23 protein-coding genes and 1 tRNA gene are annotated in these 23,151 nt (G+C 46.3%); 7 read left to right on the forward strand and 17 right to left on the reverse strand.

Features of this window, described 5'->3' with window-relative positions:
• Window positions 1-114 precede the first annotated feature (114 nt).
• Window positions 115-198: transfer RNA gene (locus GO755_RS31520), tRNA-Leu, on the reverse strand.
• A 130-nt stretch (window positions 199-328) separates the two neighbouring features.
• The gene (locus GO755_RS31525) at window positions 329-1,567 is read right to left on the reverse strand and encodes an ABC transporter permease (RefSeq protein ID WP_157589423.1); all 1,239 of its coding nucleotides are present in this window, start codon (window positions 1,565-1,567) and stop codon (window positions 329-331) included.
• Window positions 1,568-1,724: 157 nt separating this feature from the next.
• Here GO755_RS31525 and GO755_RS31530 point away from each other — a divergent pair, with 157 nt between their 5' ends.
• The 3 genes from GO755_RS31530 to GO755_RS31540 all read left to right on the forward strand — a co-directional run bounded on the left by GO755_RS31530 (window position 1,725) and on the right by GO755_RS31540 (window position 4,299).
• Window positions 1,725-2,987, forward strand: coding sequence for an asparagine synthetase B (locus GO755_RS31530; protein ID WP_157589424.1), 1,263 nt, complete (start codon window positions 1,725-1,727; stop codon window positions 2,985-2,987).
• Between the two features lie 2 nt (window positions 2,988-2,989).
• Window positions 2,990-3,448, forward strand: a complete 459-nt coding sequence (locus GO755_RS31535; protein WP_157589425.1) for a hypothetical protein — start codon at window positions 2,990-2,992, stop codon at window positions 3,446-3,448.
• Between the two features lie 71 nt (window positions 3,449-3,519).
• Window positions 3,520-4,299, forward strand: a complete 780-nt coding sequence (locus GO755_RS31540; RefSeq protein ID WP_157589426.1) for a prohibitin family protein — start codon at window positions 3,520-3,522, stop codon at window positions 4,297-4,299.
• Between the two features lie 95 nt (window positions 4,300-4,394).
• On the opposite strand, the gene GO755_RS31545 is transcribed toward GO755_RS31540, so the two are convergent.
• Complete coding sequence (locus GO755_RS31545; protein ID WP_157589427.1) at window positions 4,395-5,453, reverse strand: DNA/RNA non-specific endonuclease; 1,059 nt, start codon at window positions 5,451-5,453, stop codon at window positions 4,395-4,397.
• 148 nt (window positions 5,454-5,601) lie between these two features.
• Here GO755_RS31545 and GO755_RS31550 point away from each other — a divergent pair, with 148 nt between their 5' ends.
• Window positions 5,602-6,828, forward strand: a complete 1,227-nt coding sequence (locus GO755_RS31550; RefSeq protein WP_157589428.1) for a BaiN/RdsA family NAD(P)/FAD-dependent oxidoreductase — start codon at window positions 5,602-5,604, stop codon at window positions 6,826-6,828.
• 30 nt (window positions 6,829-6,858) lie between these two features.
• Here the strand turns inward: GO755_RS31550 and GO755_RS31555 are convergent, their stop codons facing one another.
• From GO755_RS31555 to GO755_RS31595, 9 genes are all read right to left on the reverse strand, one after another.
• A complete protein-coding gene (locus tag GO755_RS31555; RefSeq protein WP_227687160.1) occupies window positions 6,859-8,172 on the reverse strand; it encodes a hypothetical protein in 1,314 nt (437 codons plus the stop codon).
• A gap of 212 nt (window positions 8,173-8,384) precedes the next feature.
• A complete protein-coding gene (locus GO755_RS31560; RefSeq protein ID WP_157589429.1) occupies window positions 8,385-9,323 on the reverse strand; it encodes a bifunctional riboflavin kinase/FAD synthetase in 939 nt (312 codons plus the stop codon).
• 78 nt (window positions 9,324-9,401) lie between these two features.
• A complete protein-coding gene (truB, locus tag GO755_RS31565) occupies window positions 9,402-10,100 on the reverse strand; it encodes a tRNA pseudouridine(55) synthase TruB (RefSeq protein ID WP_317165996.1) in 699 nt (232 codons plus the stop codon).
• 99 nt (window positions 10,101-10,199) lie between these two features.
• Window positions 10,200-11,045, reverse strand: a complete 846-nt coding sequence (locus GO755_RS31570; protein ID WP_157589430.1) for an undecaprenyl-diphosphate phosphatase — start codon at window positions 11,043-11,045, stop codon at window positions 10,200-10,202.
• A gap of 107 nt (window positions 11,046-11,152) precedes the next feature.
• Entirely contained in the window at window positions 11,153-11,485 is a 333-nt protein-coding gene (locus GO755_RS31575) for a DUF3098 domain-containing protein (protein ID WP_157589431.1), read from the reverse strand.
• A gap of 113 nt (window positions 11,486-11,598) precedes the next feature.
• Window positions 11,599-12,480 carry a cell division protein FtsX gene (locus tag GO755_RS31580; RefSeq protein WP_157589432.1) on the reverse strand — a complete coding sequence of 294 codons (882 nt, stop codon included), beginning with the start codon at window positions 12,478-12,480 and terminating at the stop codon, window positions 11,599-11,601.
• Between the two features lie 201 nt (window positions 12,481-12,681).
• On the reverse strand, window positions 12,682-13,812 hold the full coding sequence (locus GO755_RS31585) for a hypothetical protein (RefSeq protein WP_157589433.1): 1,131 nt from the start codon (window positions 13,810-13,812) through the stop codon (window positions 12,682-12,684).
• 220 nt (window positions 13,813-14,032) lie between these two features.
• Window positions 14,033-14,812, reverse strand: coding sequence for a tRNA pseudouridine(38-40) synthase TruA (gene truA / locus GO755_RS31590; RefSeq protein ID WP_157589434.1), 780 nt, complete (start codon window positions 14,810-14,812; stop codon window positions 14,033-14,035).
• 38 nt (window positions 14,813-14,850) lie between these two features.
• Window positions 14,851-15,198 (reverse strand): winged helix-turn-helix transcriptional regulator, encoded by a 348-nt coding sequence (locus GO755_RS31595; RefSeq protein WP_157589435.1) that lies wholly within the window; start codon window positions 15,196-15,198, stop codon window positions 14,851-14,853.
• 93 nt (window positions 15,199-15,291) lie between these two features.
• On the opposite strand from GO755_RS31595, the gene GO755_RS31600 reads away from it, so the two are divergent.
• Window positions 15,292-16,140 carry an SDR family oxidoreductase gene (locus GO755_RS31600; protein ID WP_157589436.1) on the forward strand — a complete coding sequence of 283 codons (849 nt, stop codon included), beginning with the start codon at window positions 15,292-15,294 and terminating at the stop codon, window positions 16,138-16,140.
• A gap of 72 nt (window positions 16,141-16,212) precedes the next feature.
• Here the strand turns inward: GO755_RS31600 and GO755_RS31605 are convergent, their stop codons facing one another.
• The 3 genes from GO755_RS31605 to corA all read right to left on the reverse strand — a co-directional run bounded on the left by GO755_RS31605 (window position 16,213) and on the right by corA (window position 19,641).
• Complete coding sequence (locus GO755_RS31605) at window positions 16,213-17,568, reverse strand: DUF6600 domain-containing protein (RefSeq protein WP_227687161.1); 1,356 nt, start codon at window positions 17,566-17,568, stop codon at window positions 16,213-16,215.
• Between the two features lie 187 nt (window positions 17,569-17,755).
• On the reverse strand, window positions 17,756-18,580 hold the full coding sequence (locus tag GO755_RS31610) for a mechanosensitive ion channel family protein (protein ID WP_157589438.1): 825 nt from the start codon (window positions 18,578-18,580) through the stop codon (window positions 17,756-17,758).
• 110 nt (window positions 18,581-18,690) lie between these two features.
• A complete protein-coding gene (gene corA, locus GO755_RS31615; protein WP_157589439.1) occupies window positions 18,691-19,641 on the reverse strand; it encodes a magnesium/cobalt transporter CorA in 951 nt (316 codons plus the stop codon).
• A 296-nt stretch (window positions 19,642-19,937) separates the two neighbouring features.
• On the opposite strand from corA, the gene GO755_RS31620 reads away from it, so the two are divergent.
• On the forward strand, window positions 19,938-21,278 hold the full coding sequence (locus GO755_RS31620) for a chorismate-binding protein (RefSeq protein WP_157589440.1): 1,341 nt from the start codon (window positions 19,938-19,940) through the stop codon (window positions 21,276-21,278).
• Between the two features lie 32 nt (window positions 21,279-21,310).
• Here the strand turns inward: GO755_RS31620 and GO755_RS31625 are convergent, their stop codons facing one another.
• Both GO755_RS31625 and GO755_RS31630 read right to left on the reverse strand, forming a co-directional pair.
• Entirely contained in the window at window positions 21,311-21,490 is a 180-nt protein-coding gene (locus GO755_RS31625) for a hypothetical protein (RefSeq protein WP_157589441.1), read from the reverse strand.
• 81 nt (window positions 21,491-21,571) lie between these two features.
• Window positions 21,572-21,832, reverse strand: coding sequence for an adhesin (locus GO755_RS31630; protein WP_157589442.1), 261 nt, complete (start codon window positions 21,830-21,832; stop codon window positions 21,572-21,574).
• Window positions 21,833-22,049: 217 nt separating this feature from the next.
• Between GO755_RS31630 and GO755_RS31635 the strand changes: the two genes are divergently transcribed.
• Window positions 22,050-23,123 (forward strand): glycoside hydrolase family 130 protein, encoded by a 1,074-nt coding sequence (locus tag GO755_RS31635; protein ID WP_157589443.1) that lies wholly within the window; start codon window positions 22,050-22,052, stop codon window positions 23,121-23,123.
• Window positions 23,124-23,151 lie beyond the last annotated feature (28 nt).

Consider the following 23,151-nt stretch of genomic DNA (forward strand, 5'->3'; position numbering starts at 1 on the left):
CTCTATCACCAGTTGCTGAGGATAGGAAGCGCAATTGTTTCAGTAATGTTACAGTGTAAGAATCAAAAAAGGCTATAAGAGACTGATTTTCAGCAACTTATAGCCTTTATTTAGTACCGGGAGCCGGACTCGAACCGGCATGTCCTTGCAGACAATGGTGTTTGAGACCATCGCGTCTACCGATTCCGCCATCCCGGCGACAGAATCGTCCCGCCTTGGCAGGATGCGTTTGTCAAACGTGGGTGCAAAAGTAAGGATTAATGAACAACTTACAAGGATCAATGTAGAATTTTATTCCTATCCCAATCAGCCGCATCATTCATCATACCTACTCATACCGCAACGCATCAATAGGATCTAATTTGGAGGCCCGCACGGCGGGGTAAATGCCCGCAAACAGACCAACCGTAATACAAACAAGCAGGCCAAGCCCCATCCAGGCCCAGGGAACAATAAAGCTACCTTTCCCCTGACTGATAACACTTGAGATCAGATTGCCTACGCCTAAACCTAGCAACACACCGCCTATGCCCCCAAGAATGCAGATAACAATGGCTTCGATCAGAAACTGCTCGCGAATCCGTTGGGGAGTAGCTCCAAGTGATTTCCGAATACCGATTTCGCGCGTTCGCTCTGTAACCGACACAAGCATAATGTTCAGGAGCGCAATAGATGCACCGAGTAAGGTGATGAAACCAATGCCAAAGCCACCAATACGCAGATAACCCGTAATATTCCCGGTTTCTTTTGCCAACTCATCCGCCCGCTCGATCTCAAACGAATCAGGCTGGCCAAGTTGGTCTCGCCGAACCAGCCGCATTGTTCCGCGGGCTTCGTCAACGGCTTCGTCCTGATCTGAAACTGTAGGTACTGATGCCGTAATATCGAATGTTAACTGCTGACTTCCGGCCAGAGCACGAGCGTTGTCGAGCGGAATTAGGATGATCCGATCATCGCCCCCACCCGAAAAGCCACCCTTTTTGGCTAAAACGCCAATAATTTTATACTGGTTGCCCGCCACCCGAATTACCTGGTTGATTGGGTCCAGCTTTTTCTCAAATAAAGTATTTGCCACTTCACTCCCAATAATAGCCACATTGCGAGCAGCAACCAGGTCATTAGGTGTCAGGTTACGACCACTTTGAATCGTAAATCCTTTCACGCTCAGGTATGCATCGTCTCCACCCGTAAGCTGAATATTAGGGTTTGTTTTTTTCGATCCGAATTTAGCCTGGGCGGCACCTGCTACAACGGAAGAAACAGCAATGGTGGCACCATACGGAAACCGGCGCTTAAATTGTACTGCATCAAAATAGTCTATCGGGGCATCCTGACGTTGGACACGTCCACCTCGTCTAAATGCATCCTGGCGGGCCACAATACTAAATGTATTAGCCCCCAATCCGGCAAAACTGCTGTCCACCGAACTTTGAATGCCTTCAATAGCTGTTAAGATACCTACCAGCGATGTAATACCGATGGCAATAATGAGCGAGGTCAGAATAGTTCGTAGCCGATTCCCAGCAATTGAACGGAGCCCTTCGCGTATGTTTTCGAGTAGATTCATTTTTTAAAGAGTGAGAGAGCGAAAGAATGAAAGAGTGAAAGTTGGCGCAAATTTTTCGCTCTTTCACTCTTTCATTCTTTCACCTTTAATCTCGCACAATAATTGCTTATCTTTCGTTATTACAAAACTACCAAGCGCATTCTTAATAGGGAAACCAATGAAACGGCTGCTGTTACCGCTTATCCTAATTCTGACCCTGGTGGGGCAGACATGGGCCTCTAAGATCCTGATTCCTATGGATGATGCCCAGAAAAACCACCTCAAAGCCTATGGTATTGCCTATTGGGTGCTGAAAGTCCATGATACCGAAATCGACTGGCTGCTCAATTACCGGGGTGGATCATTTTTATTGCCGCAAACTCAGGCATTTATCAACGAAATGGTGATTCGGGGGGTTAGTTATGAGGTAATTTCAGATGCTCAGTCGGCGCAGATTTTAAGTGAAGTTGCGGCTGCCGATGCCAATATGGATGCGGTAAAACTGCAAAAACCACCCAAAGTTGCCGTTTATTCACCTAAAACAAAACAGCCCTGGGACGATGCCGTGACGATGGTCATGACCTACGCAGAAATCCCTTACGACGTGGTGTTCGATGAAGAAGTGATGAATGGCAAGCTGCCCGAATACGACTGGATACACTTACACCATGAGGATTTTACGGGACAATATGGTAAGTTTTTCCACTTTAAAGATCAACCCTGGTACATTGCTCAAAAGCGCGAAGCTGAAACGATTGCCAGCAAATTTGGCTTCACCAAAGTGCCTCAATTGAAGTTGGCTGTAGCGCAAAAAATCCGCGACTTTGTATTGGGCGGTGGCTACCTGTTTGCCATGTGTAATGCCACGGATACCTATGACATTGCGCTAGCTTCTCACAACACAGATATTGTCGATACATTTTACGATGGCGACCCTGCCGACCCAAATGCAAATAGCAAACTGGATTATAGTCAGACATTTGCGTTTCGGAACTTTCAGGTATATACGAACCCCTATCTGATCGAATTTTCGAACATCGACAATCAGCCCGAAGAGCGGGGACTGAGCGAGCATAACGACTACTTTACGCTCTTTCAGTTTTCAGCCAAGTACGATCCCATTCCGACCATGTTGACGCAAAATCACCTGAATGTGATTAAGGGATTCATGGGGCAGACCACCGCATTTAAGAAAAACTACATTAAACCCGAAGTGGTGATCATGGCCGAAAATCGTTCGGCTGGCGAGGCTCGTTACATTCACTCGCCCTATGGTCGAGGCTTCTTCACCTTCTATGGCGGTCACGATCCCGAAGATTATCGGCATGAAATCGGTGAAGAACCAACCGACCTGAACTTGCACCCCAATTCCGCCGGTTACCGCCTGATCTTGAATAACATACTCTTCCCAGCTGCGAAGAAGAAGAAGCAGAAAACCTAGGAATGGCAACCTTCACCGAGACGCAGCGATTTCGTCAGTGGTGGCTGTGGCTCATCCTGACCGCTGTGGCCGTCGCTACAGCCAGTCCTATGTGGGCTATTAGTACGCCAAGTGAACCTTTCGCTTGGATTGGCATTACTATCAGCCTACTCGTTATTCTCCTGTTCTATGTTTGGCGATTAGATACGCGTCTGGACTCAGACGGTATTCATTATCGAGTTTTTCCCGTTTTCTCCTGGCGAACGATTTCCTGGAGTGATATCCAATCCGTTTCAATAACTCAATACGGCTTTATTGGCTATGGCATCCGACTGGGATTCGATGGTTGGGTCTATAACATCGCAGGCAACAAAGGCTTGCGAATTGAGTGGAAAACCAAGAGAAAAATTACTATCGGTACTCAACGCCCTGATGAGCTTCAGGCTTTTTTAGACACCCATTCAACTTTAATAGCAACTTAACATCTTTTACATCAGGCTTTAATAAGCGAAGAGGTAGTTAGCGAGACAATTAAATCTGTCAATTAACTACCATGAAAAAGCTTATATTTTGTTTGCTACCAGCCTTGTTTATCCTGAGTTGCACAACCATTCGACAAGGCGAAGTTGGCGTAAAACGCCGGTTTGGGAAATTAGATCCAGAAGTAAAAGGGTCGGGGATACACAGCTACAATCCATTCACAACAACCATTATTCGGGTACCCGTTCGTACGATTAACCTGCCATTGGCCCTGGAAAATATTCCGTCGAAGGAGGGACTAAATATCAGTGCCGAGATGGCTGTTTTGTATAGAATTGTACCCGAGAAAGCCCCGCAGGTCCTCACAACGATTGGTGAGAAATACGAAAGTGTCGTTATTGTCAGCGTATTCCGTTCAGCGGCTGCGGACGTTTGCGCCCGCTTCTTCGCTAAAGATATGTATACGGGTCAACGGGAGGAGATCGAAAAGGAGATTGCCGCCGAAATGCACACTGTGCTGGAAAAACGGGGCATTGTTGTTGAAAGCGTACTTATGAAAAGTATTCAGTTACCGAAAGGTCTGGCCCAATCTATTGAACAAAAGCTTGAAGCCGAACAACAGGCGCAGCAAATGGAGTTTGTATTGATGAAAGAGCACAAAGAAGCCGACCGAAAAGTAATTGAAGCAAAAGGTATTGCCGACTCTCAGAAAATAATTTCAGAAGGGCTGAACAAGCAGATTATCGAGTATAAAACCATTGAAGCCTTCAGGCAATTGGCGACCTCGCCAAACTCGAAGATTATTATTACAGACGGCAAAACGCCGATGCTCATTAATCCGAATGGGCAATAATCTGTTTACTGTTCCAGGTTCAATGTTTCATGTTCCAGCAACATTGGCGCTCTGTGCCGGAACATGAAACATTGAACTTGAAACAGTAAACAGATTTAATTGTCAAACCATTCATCCACTACTTCTTCGCGGCTTTTACTTTCCAGCTTCCGCTCGAGATCGTCGGGAATTTTTGGGAAGAAGTCGAGGCCCGTCAATTGCTCAATGAGGTCGACTGGCACCACAAACTGCTTCAATGAGTTAGTTGATCCCTCATTATTAAGCAGAAAGCCAACCATTCTTATATCAGGCTTATTGCAGTAAAGGATTACCTTATAAAACTTCTCGGGCACACTTACTTCAGTATGTTTCCCAATCGTAGGTAAACCGGGTTTCAACACCGGCCCTGTTATCACGTAAAGTCCTTTATCACGACGCGCCCATAATCGTATCTGGTTTTCGAGATCGCCCCATATTCCTCGATTAAATTCGGGCGCTTGAGGTGTAATGTTGCTCATAAAGAATGTCTCGCGCATCATTCGCTGCGAAAACTTAAAATCGGCAGCAGGTGCCAAATGCCCCCGGTCGTAGCCCGACCGAGTGTAATCAGCAGGAAGCGCGGTTCCATTTTCAACTGAAGGGTCCGGCTTAAATTGCTCATTTTTTCGGTCGGCATCACCAGTCGTTTCATAGGCAAGCAGCGGATAAGCCACCCATTCGGCATCTTTGTATTGATCGCGGTAACTAAGCGTATAGCCTTCGTGCCGGATCAGTTCGCCACTGGCTTTGGATACAGGCAGTAAAAAATCAACCTGCTTTTCAAAGTCAAATCGCTGGTTACCCGAGGATGCCTCCGATGGTTTATCTGGATTGTTATCACTGGCTTCACTCTCCTCCGACGACGACTTCCCTCCACTCCGATTGTCTGTTGCCTCATCAGACTTAGGTTCGGGCGCTTTGTAGGGGTTGGAATCCTCTCGGTCGGATCGGGATTTCCCCAAGCCAATCATCTGCCGAAAGTCATTCCAGAAAGCCACAACGGGTTGCGTCCGGCCACCGTAGTGAAGAAAAAGTCCGATAAGGAAAAACACGAACAGCATTACCAGCGTGTTACCCCGCAGCCGGAAGCCCCGACGAGCATAATTTTTGGTTGAAAATCGAGGTTTGAAAAGCATAACCCAAAGTTAGTTTTTTGTTTTAGGTTTATTCCGTTTCAAGGTCAAGGTTTAATGTCCCGATTGTAAGCGCTCATAAAACCCAGCCCGCACCCTGATTGAAATGTTGAATAGGGAACATGAAACAGAAAACCCCTGTTAAAACCCTATGTCATCACTGAATATTGTCGTAATCGGTGGCGGAGCAGCAGGTTTTTTCGGGGCAATTACAGCCGCAGAAACATACCCAGATGCAACCGTTACCATTCTCGAAAAAAATCGTACCGTATTAAATAAAGTCCGCATTTCGGGCGGAGGGCGCTGCAACGTTACACACGCCTGTTTTGACAATCGGCAATTGGTTAAATTTTATCCGCGCGGAGAGAAACCACTACGTGCCCTGCTCAATCAATTCGATACTACAGCTACAGTAAACTGGTTCGCACAACGGGGTGTCGATCTAAAAACTGAAGCCGACGGGCGCATGTTTCCAGCTACCAATACCTCCGATACCATCGTCGATTGCTTACTAACCACAGCCCGCCGATTAGGCATTCAGGTTCGAACCAGTTGTGGAGTCGCTTCACTTCGACAAGATGCATCATCGCGCTGGCTAGTCGATTTACTCACCAACGAAACCCTCCTAGCCGATCGAGTTCTTATTGCAACGGGCGGTTATCCCCAACTAGCATCTTATGACTGGTTGCCCCAGCAAAGCGAGTCATTGATTGCCCCCGTGCCATCGTTATTTACATTCAATGTGCCTGATAGTTACTTGATACCATTGGCAGGCGTGTCGGTACCAGATGCGAAGGTGTATGTCGTAGGAACAAAACAGGAACAACGAGGCCCGATTTTAGTAACCCACTGGGGATTTAGTGGGCCGGTAATACTCCGTTTATCAGCCTGGGCTGCCCGCGAATTAGCCGACCTTAATTATCGTTTCACCCTTCGTATCAACTGGACGCCCGACCTCAACGACAATACGCTACGCAATAAATTACAGGATTTTCGTCAGCAAAATGGCCGCAAGCAGGTCGTTTCACAGAATCCATTTGGTTTACCTGCCCGGTTATGGCAAGCTTTTGCCACCGAAGCGGGAATTTCTGATCTGCAACGCTGGGCCGATCTACCCGCCAAACTCTTAAACCGATTGGCTGAACGGATAATCAACAGTCAGTTTCAAGTGTCAGGAAAAACTACCTTCAAAGATGAATTCGTGACCTGTGGAGGCATTTCGCTCGATGGGCTAAACCCTCTAACGCTCGAAAGTAAAGCCCAGTCAGGACTTTACTTTGCGGGCGAGGTATTAGATGTCGACGGCATCACAGGTGGTTTCAACTTCCAGAATGCCTGGACCACAGGCTATGTAGTGGGCCTCAACATTGGGAACTAAAGAATCCAGGGTATATAACGGTAGATTAAACTAGGCCGCCGACGACAGATCCAGTCTTGACTCAGACGGGTCGATGGGCTCCCCCCACGTCGAGTCACTCGACTCCAGGAGAGCTGCATTTAAAGCGGCCGATTTAGAGCGGTAGTCTTGCTGAAGATCAGTCAGTGCTTCCTGGCCCATCTGCCATCGACGAATCACATTAACCTCACGCACTACCTCTGGCGCTTTAGGCACGTTTGTCTGGGCAAAATATTCAGGCATCCGTTCTGTCATCTGGCTAACTAGTTCCTCAATTGACCCACTGATGAGTTCTGGCGACAGTTTTGTGATCTGAATAAGCGCACGGGCCATTGATGCAGAATAAAAAGCACAGTCAATATCCTGATGACGAACTGGTACTCCATCGTGCAGGCGCTGAAGATTAAGACCGCCATCTTCTAATCGATCCGAAGCGGCCGGACTTCCATCTGGTTGTGGAAATACCGTATCGACATAGCGCTTAAACTTATTCCACCAGGGTGGCTTACCATTCGGTTTCAATGTATCGCAGAATAACACACGGTGGGGTAATTCGGGTTGCTGAATATTCATGACTAGAAATGCCGCCCCCAGGTGACGATCATCGGCAGCATGGCGTCGCTGCACGACAAAACAGTGAAACAATTGCTGACTCTCCCCTTCTTCCCTAAATTTCTCTGTCGCCACTCTAATGGCTCGCAGCGAATCCTCCATGTAGCCTTCTGTTACGACATGAATCGGCAGTAAGGTTGAAAATAACGCTTCCCGACGAAGCTGACGGGCAATTAGGTTCAATGCCGTTTTATCCGATCGGCGAGTACCGAAATAAAAACCAATGTCCTCTCTAACTTCACCAGGAGGCATATCGGCAAAACTAATTGAGTCGCCGAAAATACCCTGTCGACTCATAGGACTGTACCGAAACGGCACTTCCAGATGTTCGCGATGGGCGGCTAAATTATAGATGCGCTTTTCGAATAGCGACAATAATGGCTCGTAAGCATCGGGCTCAAAAAAGACCTGGGCACTAGGGCGTAGCAGGTGTCTGGCGATGTCGTCCTGTTGGAGCAGGCGCTCAAGGGCATCTTCATGGTGCTTAAAAAAGCTTCGCAGGGCACCTTGCCGGATAAATTCTTCGGTGTTGTTTTCTACCTCTGGACTTCGATCCCCTCCTAACACGGTACCCTGCTCAATCCATTGACGCAGGTAGTGTTTTACGCACTCGTCAAAGGCAGAATTTGCCTGTTCCGCTTGCTCTTTGGTATACTCTGTATAAGAAATTTGAAGGCGATTCATCGACTCGGATTCGTTGAAACCGAGTGCCATAAATGAAGTCATGTTAGGGGGAATGCTGCTTTATAAATTCCTTGCTAATATATGAATTTCCGATGGATTATTTTGACTTGTAGATGGTCTTTTAAACTATAATTTGGCTTAATAACATAAAAATAATTTAGGCAGGTCAGCGGGATCGACCTGTATGTCCATCCTGCTGATCTGCCTGAGAAAATCAACCGTAAAGTGCCTAAAAATCTGAGTTAAACTTGCCCGTTTGCCAGTGTTGCTCGCGCTGTTTCCTCATCCTGTTTTAGCTGGGCAACCAATGCAGGTAATCCATCAAATTTTTGTTCTGGCCGCAAAAACTCCCGAAACTTCAGCGTCAGATGTTCGCCATAGATATCTTTGTCGAAATCGAAGATATAGGTTTCAATAGTCTGATTCGTACCAGCAACCGTAGGTCGGAAGCCAATATTGAGCATGCCCTTATGTAGTTGTCCGGCATAGTCAACCTCAACAGCATAAACGCCATTAGCAGGAATTAGCTTGGCAGGGTCATCTACCTGCATATTCGCCGTTGGAAAACCAATGGTGCGGCCAAGCTGTCGCCCTTTTACGATTGTGCCGGTCAGAGTATACGCTCTGCCCAGAAATAGATTCGCCGTGTGAACATGGCCCTCATTAAGAGCCGCCCGAATTTTAGATGAACTGACCCCAACCGCTTCCACATCCTGACGAGGTATTTCTTCTACCTCAAACCCATATTCGCTCTGATGCGCTTTTATGTACTCAAAGCCTCCTTCACGGTCGCGACCAAATCGGTGATCGTAGCCGATTACTAGTTTCTTGGTGCCAATTTTTTCAAGAAGAATCTGACGGATGTATTCCTCTGAGGTTAACTGCGAAAATGAACGCGTAAACGGAATAATCACCAAATGCTCAACTCCAGCCTGATCGAGTAGTTCAATCTTCTCATCAAGGGTTGTCAGCAGTTTTAGATTCTGACTGTCGTTGGAAACAACGGTGCGTGGATGCGGCCAATACGTTATCAGTACCGACTCTCCCCCACTCGCTTTAGCAACCTCTGTCAGGCGCGCCAAAATTGTCTGATGACCACGGTGAACTCCGTCAAAAGTACCACTTGTTACAACGGCATTGGTTAAAGGCTGTATATCGTTGAGACCTCTATAGATAATCATTCGCTAATAAGTAGAGGTCAGGGATGATCAGGTAGGTCAAGTATATGCCTGACCATTCCTAACTATCTCCTGACAAAATTAAATCGCTCGGTGCGTTTCAATAAATTGCTCAATGGTCTGCGCATCCTCAATCCGGAAATCACCAATGCGTGTCCGTCTTAGGCTGCTCATATAAGCTCCATTGTTGAGCAACAGGCCCAAATCGCGTACCAGACTACGAATATAGGTACCTTTAGTACACACGATGCGAAAATCTACTTCCGGGAAACGCTCCGCATTGACCTCAAATACCGAAACGGTTACCTGACGAGCTTTAATTCCCCCTTCAACCCGATCGGCAGTTTCACCCCGACGGGCTTTTTCATACAACCGCTCCCCATTAACCCGAATGGCAGAATAAATAGGCGGTACCTGTAGAATATCGCCCGTTAGTTGCTGGGCAGCTTCCCGAATTTGCTCAGGGGTAATACCGGTCGTATCGAACTCGGCATCGAAAGTGGTTTCAAGATCGACAGAAGGCGTAGTCTTACCAAGCACAAGCGTTCCGGTATATTCTTTTTCCTGCGCCTGATACTGGTCAATCTGTTTGGTCATTTTGCCTGTGCAAAGAATGAGCAAGCCCGTTGCCAATGGATCAAGCGTTCCGGCGTGGCCAATTTTCTTAAACTTACAGGCAAATTTTAATTTGTTTGCCACATCGAACGATGTCCAGGTAAGTGGCTTATCAATCAGAATAATCTGGCCGGGATCGGGTGTCGGCGGAGTTTGTTGTGTCACAGAGATACACGAAGAAGCACGGAGACACCCAAAGAAAAGATAACTAAGAATCTTAGTGCATCTCCTTTTTCTCTGTGTATCTCCGTGTCAAAAATTACATTAAATCACATCCAACTTCACACCGGCTGCCACTAATCCTAGCAGGAGCAAGCCAAGCGCAATGCGGTAATAGCCAAAAACTTTGAAGCCGTAACGTGTCAGAAAGCCAACAAAGCCCCGAATAGCCAAAAGACCTACAACAAACGCAATCGCATTGCCAATAAGTAACATCTGATAATCTTCGGGTTGGAGCAGTTTGTAGGTTTTAAGGAGTTTATAGCCTGATGCAGCAGCCATTGTCGGCACAGCCAGAAAGAACGAAAACTCGGCGGCCTGTGTCCGGGTCAAGCCCTGAAACATACCACCAATAATCGTTGCCGCTGATCGAGAAACGCCTGGAATCATGGCGATACACTGAAAGAAGCCAATTTTAAGCGCGTCTGCCACGCTCACATCGCCATCTTTAGGCTGTACATTGACAATACGATCAATAAATACCAATACAATACCACCCAACAATAGTGTGATAGCCACAACTACTACATTTTCGAGCAGAGAATCAATAAAGTCGTTTAGTAGAAACCCAATTACGGCCGCAGGCAGAAAGGCAATTAGGATTTTGCTGTAGAAATCCAGCATTGGCTGCCAGCGTGGGGGAAATGATTTTAAGTAGCTGGGAACAATAAACTTTTCTGTACGGGGATCGGTCAGGAAGCGACGATGATAGAGCACCAGAACCGACAGAATACAGCCGAATTGAATATCGACGGTGTAAAGTTTGGTGAATTCATTACCGGCAATGCCTGCCAGCGAAGAGTAAATAATCATGTGGCCAGTTGAGGAAACTGGCAGAAACTCGGTTAGCCCTTCAATAATGGCCAATACAATCGCGTGAAAAAGCTCCATTAAAAGTAGTTGTACGGTTATAAAACCATAAAGTTGTAAAGTTGCCAGCAGAAAACCGCAATTGCGAACTGCTTTACAACCTTACAACTTTATAATTTATAACTTCCTTACGCTTTTGGGCGGGCAAGGATTGCGAAAAATTCGAGAACAAAACCGCCCATAACAACAATTGGGCCGAGCGTAAGACCCAGAAAGCCAAAGCCAAACTCTTCTTTGTCAAGACTCATGATGAAGAATCCGGCCAGAATAATGCCGATACCCGCCAACATAAGAGTATAGTTCTGCCGACCAAATGGAAGGGCAGCTGCCGACCGCGAAGGATCACTGGTTACCGACCGGGTCGGAGCAGGTTTAGGAGCTACTACCGACGCAGCAGCCGTTTTCTTAACTGGTTCGTCGCGGGTCAGTGTTGCCGATCCAGCTTGTTTATCTTTTGCCATGTCAATAAGACGGTTATACTTTTTGTGTAACGTTTATTTCAGTTTACGGTTTTCAATTTGTAGTAGTTAATCCTGACAACCAGTTCATCCACCACAGATTGAGTCGTATCCTGTCAATACAATTCGTCCAACGTCAATCCCAGATACCGATGAACAGCCTGGAACGTACTTACAAATCCAATCAGCACGCCTAGTCCAACGATACCGGCCATCAAAAAGACAATCTTTTCGGGGTCCTGAAATGTTGATAACTCAGGCAGATTATGAATCGCAAGCTGCAAACCAGCGATTAATAAGCCAACGGCAATAATACCGGCCAGAAAACCCTGCCACATACCCCGCCCAAGAAATGGTCGGGTAATAAATCCATTTGTCGCTCCGACCAATTGCATACTTCTGATCAACATCCGCTGCGAGTGAAGCGCCAGGCGAATGGTATTGTTCATCAGTACAACAATAATAATCAGCAAAATCAAGGCAAAGGCCGACATGATCGCGTAAATCTTGGTGATATTTTGATTGATATTATCCACCAGATTTTCCTGATAAACAACTTCAAACACACCATCGATCTGCTCTAAATCCTGTTTAACCTCCTGCAATTTGGCTTCTTCGAAATACCCTTCATTAAGCTTGATCCGATAGCTGTCGTGCAGGGGATTCTCACCTAGAAACTTCGAGAAGTCCTCTTTGGTTTCAGCAATAAACTCTTTAGCAGCTTCTTCTTTCGTAACCAGGCTAACCTGCGCTTTACCATTGGCCTTCAGTACATAAGGTCTCTCAGTAATAGTTTTATACAACGTTTCCGTTTTTTTCTCACTGAGGTCTTTATCTAAAAACGCCCGGATTTCGTAGTTCTCACGGATGTAGGTGACCAGCTTCTTTGACTGGATAGCCAGCAACCCGCAAAAACCAATTAAAAACAACGCCAGCGTCAGACTAAACAAGATCATCCCGCTGGGATACGCACCTACTTTCTTTTTTGTACGAGCCATTCAGGGGTTCGTGTTATGAGACAAAAATAACGGATTCAACCGCTAAGCGGCTCAATTTAACAAAATTTAGCATTCTACTTCCCAGAATAAACGGGATTACCCTATTTCACCGTATAGTTGGCCGCAATGTGCAGCTATGCGATCTTTGCGAAAAGGGACGGTTGCTTCCACACGAGTTGAGTTAATACCCTCAATTCAGGGTTATTTTTTAATAAGACGTGACAACTCCTCGACTCTTGATTCAAGATGTTGATTGATCTTTTGCTGTTCTATTAGGTAAAGGGTCAATTCCTCCACTTTTTCTAGCAGTGTCGCATTCATCTTGACCAAATCAATGCCCTCTTTAACTATCTGTTCTGCCGAAGGAACACCAGGAAGATGACCATTTTGATTGATGTAAGTTGAAACGGAACTAAGCCCACGAAGTTTATAGCCAGGTGCAAAAACCTTGTCACTCCACTCGTTGGCGTTATGGATGCGCAGTTGATACCGGGCTTTGACTACATCTCCTTGTTCGGTGACGGTTAAGAATTGGTCGGTCGACTGGGTAGTCGGGCTGTAGGCTGTTAGGTTGGTTAATTTTAGTCCACTAGTCTCAGGAGTTTGACTAACGACTTCTAACCGAGCCGTTGGCGTTGAGGTGCCAATACCTACATTAGCGTTGTTGCCCAGAATCAGAGCGTTGCTAATGGCCACGCGGGAGCCTGCTCCGATAGCTGTGGCATTGTGCAATCCATCCCCGGCCTGGCTATTATAGCCCATTAACACATTGTCATCGCCAGTTGTAAGGGCCGTACCCGAGTTGGGACCAATAATAATGTTGTTAGAGCCGGTAGTATTATAAAAGCCAGCCTTAGTGCCAAAAAACAAGTTATTATTACCGCTGGTATTCAATGCCCCTGCCCTACTACCGACGAAGACATTTCCTGATGCCGTATTCTGAGAGCCAGAGGAGTCGCCAATCATTATGTTTCTACTGCTTGTTTGATTAGCTGCACCAGCTAAGGCGCCGATAGAAATATTAAAGCCGCCAGATTGGTTACCTGTACCTGCAAAACGGCCAATAGCAATATTATCATTCCCAGTTCGATTAGATACACCCGATATGGCTCCAATAAAGGTATTATAGGTACCAGATGTATTATTTGCACCGGCAGCAGAACCGATAAAGGTGTTATCATAACCAGACATTGATGTATTCCCTGCGTTAGGACCAACAAGGGTATTTTGGTCGCCGGGGAAGTTCTGATTTGGCGTATTAGCGACGTAATTTGACTGAGCTTGAATTACAAAAGGGGCAATACCTAGAAAGATCAGTAAAAGGAATTTCATAAAAGGGTGATTTAGGTGTTTGATTTGTTTACTTATTCTACAGCTTCTTTTTCTGAGCAAACTGCTTTAGACCTCCATAAGGTTGTCAAGGCAGTTTATCTTTTTAGGAATTGCAGGAATCTCAATAATACAGATTTAAGAGGTTGGTCTTTTCTACTAGTCAATCGTTAGAATGCTTAGTAAGGGTAAGTTGGCAGGAAAGCAGGTATAATAGGCTTCGTTACTCACCTTGCTGCCTGCCCCCTGCTCCCTGCTCAAGCACCTCTTCGGGGTATCCAACTTCAATTAAAAATAAACCATTGGCCGGTGCCGCCCGACCAGCCTTATTTCGGTCTCGCGACAGGATAATCTGCTCAAACTGATCCAGCGTCATTCGCTCCTGCCCTATTTCAATCATCGTACCCACAATGGTGCGAACCATGCCCCACAGAAACCGATTTGCCCGAATATGAAACGTCAGCGAATCATTGTTTATACGCTCCCAATACGCAAAATCAAGTCGGCAATGAAAATGCGTTACGTTAGCACGAGCCTTGCTAAAACTCTGAAAATTGGTGTGTTGCAACAGTAGTTGACAGGCCTCATTCATTAATATTTCGTTGAGCTGTGGCCGAAAGTGGTAGGTTAAACCACTCTGAAAAGCACTTTTCTGGCGACTAATGAGGTATTGATAATACCGAAAAGTGGCCGAAAAACGTGCATGGTCCTTCTCCTGAACCGGAAAAATTCGGTGAATAACAATATCCTCAGGCAGTATGCAATTGAGTGAATAAATAAATGAGTCAGTTAGTGGAAACGGCTCAGCTACGTCAAAATGGGCAAACTGTTGGCGAGCGTGAACACCGGCATCTGTCCGGCCACTGGCTACAACATATATGGGTTTGCCGAATCGTTGCGTCAGTGCGGCTTCGAGTGTAGTTTGTACACTATTTCCATTAGCCTGTGTCTGCCAGCCATGATAGGCCGTTCCCCGGTACGACAATTCAATAAAATAACGCATCTCTGGCAAAAGTACCGCTTAATCGGTTGCCCTACTATTTAGTCCTCTTTAATCATCTTTCTATGCTCCTTGCCCCAATCGATCATTGCCTGGATGATGGTCCCAAAGGTTTTGCAGTAGGGCGTTGTCTCATATTCGACAAGAACGGGCGAATCGGGATACACCTTGCGGACGATTATTTTGTTCATTTCCATCTCCTTCAATTCTTTCGAGAGCATTCGGGTCGTAATTTGGGGAATACTCCGCTGGATTTCCCTGAACCGCTTGTTACCATTGCATAAGGAGTTGATAATCGGCAATTTCCACTTGCCCCCAATCACATAGATTGTATCCTGAAGGGCCTGTATTTCCTCCGCCGGATTCCGTTTCGTTATCGTCTCAGCCATGTCGTATCGTAGTTACTTTGGTATACACTAGTATACTGATTACAAAGTTATACCAATTGGCAATACCTTTGTCAGGTCATAAAAAATAATCAGATGAGTGCAACAACTGAATCTCTTACTAGTGAGCGTCGTACTGTATTTATAACAGGAACGAGTACCGGATTAGGGCGATTGACAGCGCTCTATTTTGCCAAACAAGGCTGGCATGTAGCCGCCACGATGCGAACACCCGAAGCCGAAACAGAACTGATTCAGCATCCCAATATCCAGGTTTTCAAACTGGACGTAACCAATCTTGAGCAGGTAAAAACTGCGACAGAACAGGCGATTGCCGCTTTCGGAAAAATTGATGTCGTCGTGAATAATGCCGGGATGGGCACTTATGGGCCGCTGGAATTCGCCAACGAATCGACTATCGATTGGCAGTTTGGCGTAAATGTTCGAGGCCCGATTAATATAATTCGCGCGTTTCTACCCCATTTTAGAGCAAATGGTGGTGGTATGTTCATTAACATCAGCTCATTTATGGGCGTGACGACAGCAGTGCCCATTGGTTCGTTATATAATATGTCGAAGTTCGCGCTGGAAGGGCTAACAGAGGGATTATATTACGAATTAAAGCCCTTAAACATTGACCTACGTTTGGTCGAACAAGGCGGTTCTACGGGCAATAATTTCGGAGCCAATATTATCTGGAATACGCACGAAACCATAAAGGACTATGACGCTATCACGACAAAAGTAAAAAGTCTTATGGAGCAATCGGACCCAAGTCTGCGAAGTGATCCACAGGATATTGTCGATGTGATCTATAACCTTGCTACCGGCCAAAGTAAACAATTCAGAACGTTAGTAGGTGATATGGGCAAAGGCTTAATGGCGCTCAGGAGCTCAGTTCCTATCGAAGATTATTTAGAAAAAATAGCGGCTAATTTTCAGTAGATTGTTTGACAATATCTCAAAACTAAACGCCAAGCATCCGATACTTGGCGTTTAGTTTTGAGATCCTATTACTTAACGGGGTCCACGTTGGTGTTCACCACCTCCACCGCCAGGCCGTTGTTGAGGTTGACTTTGTGCGGGTTGTGGAGACTGCATTCCGCGCCCTCCACCTTGGGGCATCTGCATCTGATGCATTTCACCACCACTTCGTCCACCTGGCTGCGACTGCGGATTCATCTGGGGCTGTACGCGCTCAAATGAACGGTTGGGTTGTTGCATGCCCCCTGGAGAAGCATTCCCCTGTTGAACACCCCCCGGCGAGTAACTTCCTCGATTCGACTCAAAACGATTGGACTGAGACTGAGGGTTATTGGGAGCAGGCGTAGTGCCATAACTACCATTCCGGCCAGCCGGCGCATTCCCGCCGTAATTACCCCGATTGGGAACATTAGAACCTCCATCATAAGGCCGACTGGGAGTAGCATTGTTGTAATCCCGATTCGGCGTGTTGTTATAGTCCCGATTGGGAGCTCCGTTGCCATTATAGTCTCGGTTAGGTGTATTATTTCCGTTGTTATAATCCCGATTCGGTGTGTTGCCAGGGCCTCCATAATAACCTCTGTTTGAAGGCATATTTCCATTATAATTGGGTCGGCCAGGATTATCGAATCTGTCGTTACGTCCATAATCCCGTCGGTTGTCAAATCCACCACCAGGGCGATAAAAGCCTACCGAACCATTACCCACTACCGAACGGCCTGGTCGGTCCATTGGGTCAATACGATAGACCGGAACGCTACGACGCGTAATCCGCTCAATATCGCCACGGGGGGGGCCGTACACATAAGCCCGGTTATTCGACCGATAGACATTGTTGAAAATCGTTGTGCGCTGGTAGATATTCACGATTTGAGGGCGTGGTACGTAATAGCTGTACAAATTCGGGCTTGTGATATAAATCTGCGGTACGAAGATCCAGTAAGGAGCCGGAATGTTAACATTCACATTGATATCCCAACCAGGAGCTAATGGAGCCCAGCCATAATAACCACCGCCAGAACGCCAGGATACCCACGCTGGCCCCCAGTCGGAACCCGGAATCCAGATCCATCCACCATACGCCTGGTCAAAAATCCAGCGACCATAGTGAAAGGGTGCCCAACCCCAGGCATAATCTGACACCCATGTATTACCGTATTCTGTAACAACCCAATGTCCAGCGCTGGCATAGGGCTGAAAATCTGGTCCAGCGTTCGGTACCCACACATTACCATACCCAGGATACTGTATCCACTGTCCATAAGGAGCCAGTTCATTGTAAAACGACTCTACAGGTACGCTGACACCCGGTTGAGCAACCACGTTGCCTGAATAGACAAAGCTGCTCATTACCAGTGCCATTAGGGCGATATATTTTATTGGTTTCATGATATTCATGACGAGTTGCTGTTTTTACTTGTCAGAGTTATCTGCACTCTTCAGTTGTTAGATAGCCCAATGGACTAAACGTTTAACAACTCTCTAAAAAAAACGCTTATTAAATTCACAAAAAATCGCCCGACTGAATGAATCAATCGGGCGGAGTAGTATCAAAATTTACTTGGATAAAAACAGGCTACTCTTCGTTGGTAATAAACATCTTCGGCTTGGGGGCTTCAATGTTATCCTTGCCAAACTGCCGGGCAATGCTTTCCAGCATATAATAGTACGTTTCCCAATAGGTATCACTCTTTGTCCAGACCCGCACATCATAATCGCGCGAGTTCGCATTCAGTTTTGCAATTAGCACATCATGCTCACGGTCTTTAAGTGCATAAGGACAACTATCAATCGCTTTCTGAATAGATGCTTTAGTAGCATCTAGATCATTCTGACTACCAACCGTATAGACCTGATCGACACGAATAACTCCTTTGGTACTGATATTGGTAATAGCCGATGTCGACAAAGGGCCATTGGGCAGAATAATCGTTTTGTTGTCTAAGGTTACCAGCGTGGTATCAAAGATGCGAATGGCTTCAACATTTCCGGTAAAACCCTGTGCCGTAATCAGGTCACCCACGCGAAAAGGCTTGAAAATCAGGATCAACACACCACCCGCAAAGTTGGCCAGGCTTCCTTGAAGAGCTAAACCAACGGCCAAACCAGCGGCCCCGATAATAGCGACAAATGAAGTCGTTTGAACCCCAAGCGTACTGGCAATGCTTAGCAGCAACAACACCCGCAGCAATCCATTGACAAGTGATATTAAGAACGGTTGTACATCACGGTCAACGTGTCGTTTTGCCATCGAAGATGACAATAATCTAATGATCCAGCCAATTATCCAAAGGCCAACAATAAGCGTTAAGATAGCCAGTAGCACGCGGCCACCATAAACTGTGACAAAGGTTATTAACTCTGTGTAAAAGAGTTCGAGTTTGGTTTGCGCCTGTTCCATACGGTAGTTATTTAGATGGGAAGTTTAGTTTGAAACTAGGACGCTAATATGACTAAAAGTAACTCCCAGAAAGCGAACTAACCGTATTATAATTTCAAGCAAATGAGCGCCTATAGCCAATTTTTGCGACGAAATATCCAGACTGTTAAAGCCGACGACAAAATCATCATCGCCAATGCAAAAACATACCCATATTTCCAGTGCACTTCTGGCATCTCATCGAAGTTCATACCCCATATACTCGCCAGTAGCGTAGGTGGTAGGAAAACGAGTGAAACAACCGTAAATATTTTTACGACCCTATTCTGCTCCAGGTCAATTAAACCGAGATAGGTGTTTTGAAGGAACTCGAGCCGCTCAAAAATGAAATTGGTATGATCGATCAGCGAGTTAATGTCTTTAATAAGGGTTCGAAGTCGCTGTTGTTCGAGCTCATTGAACCAGCCATCGGAGCGAATCATAGCGGAGATAACGCGCTGTTTATCAACTACGTTTTCACGAATCGACATCGTTAATTCCTGATAGTCGTTGATATTCAGCAGCATCTCCCGATCAAGATTAGCATCCAGATCAAGTATTCGGTTGATTGCCTTAATCTCCCCTGACACCAGCTCAATTAAATCAGCATCATAATCAATCCGCGACTCGAAAATGGAGATCAATATCTGCGCTCCATCGCTGAATACCGCCCGGCGCGACTTGATACGCTTGACTGTATCGGCAAACGATTTAATATCGGCATTGCGATAAGTAAACAGCGTATCATCTTTAAGCAGAAAACTCACGGGTACAGTTACATAACGCTGTTTCTGGTCAGGCACCAGAAAATTGGAATTGGCGATCATAAACTCGTCCTCTTCAATGTAGCGCGAACTGCTTTCAATTTCCAGCTGCTCCTGCTGGCTCAAAAAATCTACATCGAACTTCTCTTCTACGCTCTTAATTTCGGCGGCTGTAGGATTTTGCAGATCCACCCAGAGTGTTCGTTCGGTATCGGAAAACGAGTCAATATCACGAATTTTACGAACGGCGGTTTCGTCTTGCTGAAAGATGCGAATCATAATAGCTGAGTGGCAAATGGCACGCCCGCAAAGTTCGCAGAAAGAACCAGAATGCCACCTACCATTACCTTATTTCCGAGGCTATCGGCCAATGGTTATTTTTCGAAGCTGGCAAGCTAATTAATCGGGCAACCCATTGGTTCCGGAGATGCGATCTATTCGGCAGAGATAGGCAGCTACTAATGGCTCACTCAGGCATTCGGTGATCTAAGAAAGAGTTTCTGCCCCACTACGCACAAATTCACAGCAAATTCTGTTATCAAAACAGCCAACCCTAACCCGGTCGGTTGTTGATTATGCAATCTGATTATAGAATCAATACTTCATCAATAATACAACTAGCTGAATCACAACGAACTGGACAACCCGACACCAGCGATCTTTGGGAAACAGCCCTCTTGCTTGGATTCCCGGCTGCTCTTTGGCGATTACCTAATCAACAGGATAAACACCTAATTGTCTCGTTCGAAGAGGTTTTGCCCCGCGTTTCAGCCGATTTAGATGAATTACCAGCGGGTTTCCTGATTAGTCCATTTGATAATCTCGCTAAAAATGCCCCCGTAGAGGCCCAGCTCTCTGAACACCTGGATCAGACTGGCATTGTTCCTCAAACTCTTTTTTTACGAGCAGATATCCAGGCTACTTTTCTGGAACCTGGGGCGCATACAGCGAAACAGATCGAAATTAAAAACACAGCGGGTACAACAGCCGACCGGTTTTGGGATACCGTAGACGTACGTTCTAAAACCAAACGTAGCCAACCCATTACCTCTGAATCACCCACACCTATCCTTGACCCAGGTGCGCAGGCCTTATATGAAGAGAACGTAGTCAAAGCTATTGAGGCTATTCAGCGCGGAGAATTACGAAAAGTCGTCCTGTCACGAACGAAACAAATGCAGTTTGTCGATGTGCCAAACGCGGTCAAGTTATTCGATAAACTTTGCCAAAAATATCCAAGTGCTTTCGTATCAGCCGTTTCTATACCAGAACGGGGCCAAATCTGGATAAGTGCGACTCCAGAACGCCTGGTAAGTATGAACGCTAACGGAGTTTTTCAAACGACCTCACTGGCCGGAACTCAGTCTGCATTTCATGCCGATGGTACGGCCAAACACCCGGCACAGGCAATGTGGTCGCAGAAAGAAATTGAGGAGCAGGCTTTAGTAAGTCGCTACATTATTGAATGCTTCAAGAAAATTCGATTGCGTGAATACGTTGAGGAAGGCCCAAAAAGCATTATCGCAGGTAATCTGATGCACCTCGGCACCTCTTTTACTGTCGATACGCAGGCCGTACGTTACCCTCAGCTCGGCACAGTTATGTTGCGGCTATTACACCCGACCTCGGCTGTTTGTGGCACTCCCCGCGACGCAGCCTTCAATTTTATTCGCCAGCACGAACGTCATGACCGTGAATTATACAGCGGTTTCCTGGGGCCTGTCAATATTGATGCTAACAATGAGGGACCAACGAGCAGTATTTTCGTACACATTCGTTGTATGAAGCTGGAAGGGCGGCTGGCAACCCTATATGCGGGGGCAGGAATAACTGAAAATTCGGAACCTGAACGTGAATGGCAGGAAACCGAAATGAAGTGCCAGACACTTCTTAAAGTAATGATGAATGATGAATGATTACTGTTTTATCATTCATCATTCATCATTAGTTACGCACCTTCGGCAGGATCATTGGGAGCTCGCGAGCCTTCTTCTGACGTGCGATCACCAGCTTCACTAGCCGCCGATGATTGTGTATCGGCATCAGGAGCGGTGCCTCCATTATCGGCATTTGCCGTAGTTACTAAAGGTTCTTCAGCCGGGTCCGGCGTCTGTTGTTCATGTGTCATAACGTTAGTAAATAAAAGGGTTGAGAGATAGGCTGACCTTAGTATATCGTTTGGAAAAACGACCTGTGGTCAGCCATTTTTTTACTCCATGCTGTCGTCATCCAGATCGTCGTCGATACTGTCGTCGTCTAAGTCTTCGTCGAGATCTTCCGGATTGAAGTCTTCTTCAATATCGTCCAGATCATCTGCTCCATAGCCGCTACCGGCTCCAGAGCCAAGTTCATCGAATTCGGCATCGTCTTCATCGAAGTCGTCATCATCGTCGTCAAATGCAGCTGATTCTGGATCAGGGTTCAACATCAGCACGTCTTCATCCTGATCAAACGTTGGCTGGTAAATCATGGTTAATAGAGAATAAAAGTTAGTTTAATTTTCATAACGCGGCTCTTTCCCTGAAGGTTTAAGCCGCTCCCAAACTTATTCAATAAATGATTCAAAACTACAAGGTCAGTATAAAGTTTATTTGTCAGAGCATTCGAATGAGCGCTTAAATTAGTCATATGGCCTATCCGTCTGCTTTATACTAATTTCTTTACAACAATTTCCGAATCCGTATCCTATGAAAAATTATCAACTCCGTCGCTTATCCGAACAACCTATTCTGCAAACGAGTGATGTAACACCCAGTATCGACGGCTTTGAAGTTCTGGGAGCGTTTAACCCGGCAGCTTGTCTTTTCAACGATGAAGTTCTCCTTCTATTACGTGTGGCCGAAGCACCAAAGGCCGAAGCAGGTTCCATTGTTATACCCTTAATTGAGGAACAGGATGGTGTTCCATCATTGGTAATCCGAAATTTCCCTGAACCAACCGAACCTTATGACCCAAGGGTAATTTCCCTGAACGGAAAAGTTTATCTGACGTCACTCAGCCACTTGCGTCTGGCCCGCAGTCAGGATGGTATTCACTTCAAAATTGACAAAAAGCCATTCTTATTTCCGGCGCGTATGGATGAATCCTATGGTATCGAAGACGCCCGGATTACGTTTCTGGACGGGAAATACTGGATTACTTACACCGCCGTATCCGAGCATGGACCTGGCGTCGGACTCGCCGTTACAACCGATTTTGTCAATGTTGAGCGGGTGGGGATGATTTTACCTCCTCCCAACAAAGACGTGGCCCTGTTCCCCCAAAAAATTAATGGGAAATATATGCTCCTGCATCGACCCATGGTGTCAGACATTGGCAAGCCATCGATCTGGCTCGCCGAATCGGACGATAGTGTACACTGGGGAAATCACCGCTTTTTGTTTGGGGGCCGAGGCCATGCCAGCCTAGACCCATTGGCCAATCCATTTGGCTGGGAAGGTGGTAAAATTGGGGCCGGTCCAGAACCGATATTAACGGATGAAGGCTGGCTAGTATGTTACCACGGAGCCGATCCCACGCACTCATACTCACTGGCGCTGGCGCTCCTGGATAAAGACGATCCTGCGCACGTTTTAGATCGTTCTAGTCTACCCTTACTATCACCCGAACTTTCGTGGGAGCGCGAAGGCTTTTTTCCAAATGTCGTGTTTTCGAACGGCTGGGTACAATGGCCCGATTATAGCGATAAAGCAGGCCAAATCTGGGTATATTATGGTGCAGCCGATTCGGGTGTGGGGCTGGCGGAGTTAGTAAGAGTATAGGTACGTATTACTTCCTAATCTCTCGTAT

This window comes from Spirosoma arboris, from assembly GCF_009754945.1.
Lineage (GTDB): Bacteria > Bacteroidota > Bacteroidia > Cytophagales > Spirosomataceae > Spirosoma > Spirosoma arboris.

Bases quoted from the DNA above. Each gene is read 5' to 3' on its own strand.
- GO755_RS31620 (WP_157589440.1), top strand. From the start codon at position 19,938: ATGCAATCTGATTATAGAATCAATACTTCATCAATAATACAACTAGCT.
- GO755_RS31595 (WP_157589435.1), bottom strand. From the start codon at position 15,198: ATGGCTGAGACGATAACGAAACGGAATCCGGCGGAGGAAATACAGGCC.
- GO755_RS31610 (WP_157589438.1), bottom strand. From the start codon at position 18,580: ATGGAACAGGCGCAAACCAAACTCGAACTCTTTTACACAGAGTTAATA.
- GO755_RS31600 (WP_157589436.1), top strand. From the start codon at position 15,292: ATGAGTGCAACAACTGAATCTCTTACTAGTGAGCGTCGTACTGTATTT.
- GO755_RS31635 (WP_157589443.1), top strand. From the start codon at position 22,050: ATGAAAAATTATCAACTCCGTCGCTTATCCGAACAACCTATTCTGCAA.
- GO755_RS31605 (WP_227687161.1), bottom strand. From the start codon at position 17,568: ATGAAACCAATAAAATATATCGCCCTAATGGCACTGGTAATGAGCAGC.
- GO755_RS31530 (WP_157589424.1), top strand. From the start codon at position 1,725: ATGAAACGGCTGCTGTTACCGCTTATCCTAATTCTGACCCTGGTGGGG.
- GO755_RS31525 (WP_157589423.1), bottom strand. From the start codon at position 1,567: ATGAATCTACTCGAAAACATACGCGAAGGGCTCCGTTCAATTGCTGGG.
- GO755_RS31560 (WP_157589429.1), bottom strand. From the start codon at position 9,323: ATGATTATCTATAGAGGTCTCAACGATATACAGCCTTTAACCAATGCC.
- GO755_RS31630 (WP_157589442.1), bottom strand. From the start codon at position 21,832: ATGATTTACCAGCCAACGTTTGATCAGGATGAAGACGTGCTGATGTTG.
- GO755_RS31585 (WP_157589433.1), bottom strand. From the start codon at position 13,812: ATGAAATTCCTTTTACTGATCTTTCTAGGTATTGCCCCTTTTGTAATT.
- GO755_RS31570 (WP_157589430.1), bottom strand. From the start codon at position 11,045: ATGGAGCTTTTTCACGCGATTGTATTGGCCATTATTGAAGGGCTAACC.
- GO755_RS31550 (WP_157589428.1), top strand. From the start codon at position 5,602: ATGTCATCACTGAATATTGTCGTAATCGGTGGCGGAGCAGCAGGTTTT.
- GO755_RS31580 (WP_157589432.1), bottom strand. From the start codon at position 12,480: ATGGCTCGTACAAAAAAGAAAGTAGGTGCGTATCCCAGCGGGATGATC.
- corA (WP_157589439.1), bottom strand. From the start codon at position 19,641: ATGATTCGCATCTTTCAGCAAGACGAAACCGCCGTTCGTAAAATTCGT.
- GO755_RS31575 (WP_157589431.1), bottom strand. From the start codon at position 11,485: ATGGCAAAAGATAAACAAGCTGGATCGGCAACACTGACCCGCGACGAA.
- GO755_RS31625 (WP_157589441.1), bottom strand. From the start codon at position 21,490: ATGACACATGAACAACAGACGCCGGACCCGGCTGAAGAACCTTTAGTA.
- GO755_RS31545 (WP_157589427.1), bottom strand. From the start codon at position 5,453: ATGCTTTTCAAACCTCGATTTTCAACCAAAAATTATGCTCGTCGGGGC.
- GO755_RS31535 (WP_157589425.1), top strand. From the start codon at position 2,990: ATGGCAACCTTCACCGAGACGCAGCGATTTCGTCAGTGGTGGCTGTGG.
- GO755_RS31555 (WP_227687160.1), bottom strand. From the start codon at position 8,172: ATGGCACTCGGTTTCAACGAATCCGAGTCGATGAATCGCCTTCAAATT.
- GO755_RS31540 (WP_157589426.1), top strand. From the start codon at position 3,520: ATGAAAAAGCTTATATTTTGTTTGCTACCAGCCTTGTTTATCCTGAGT.
- truA (WP_157589434.1), bottom strand. From the start codon at position 14,812: ATGCGTTATTTTATTGAATTGTCGTACCGGGGAACGGCCTATCATGGC.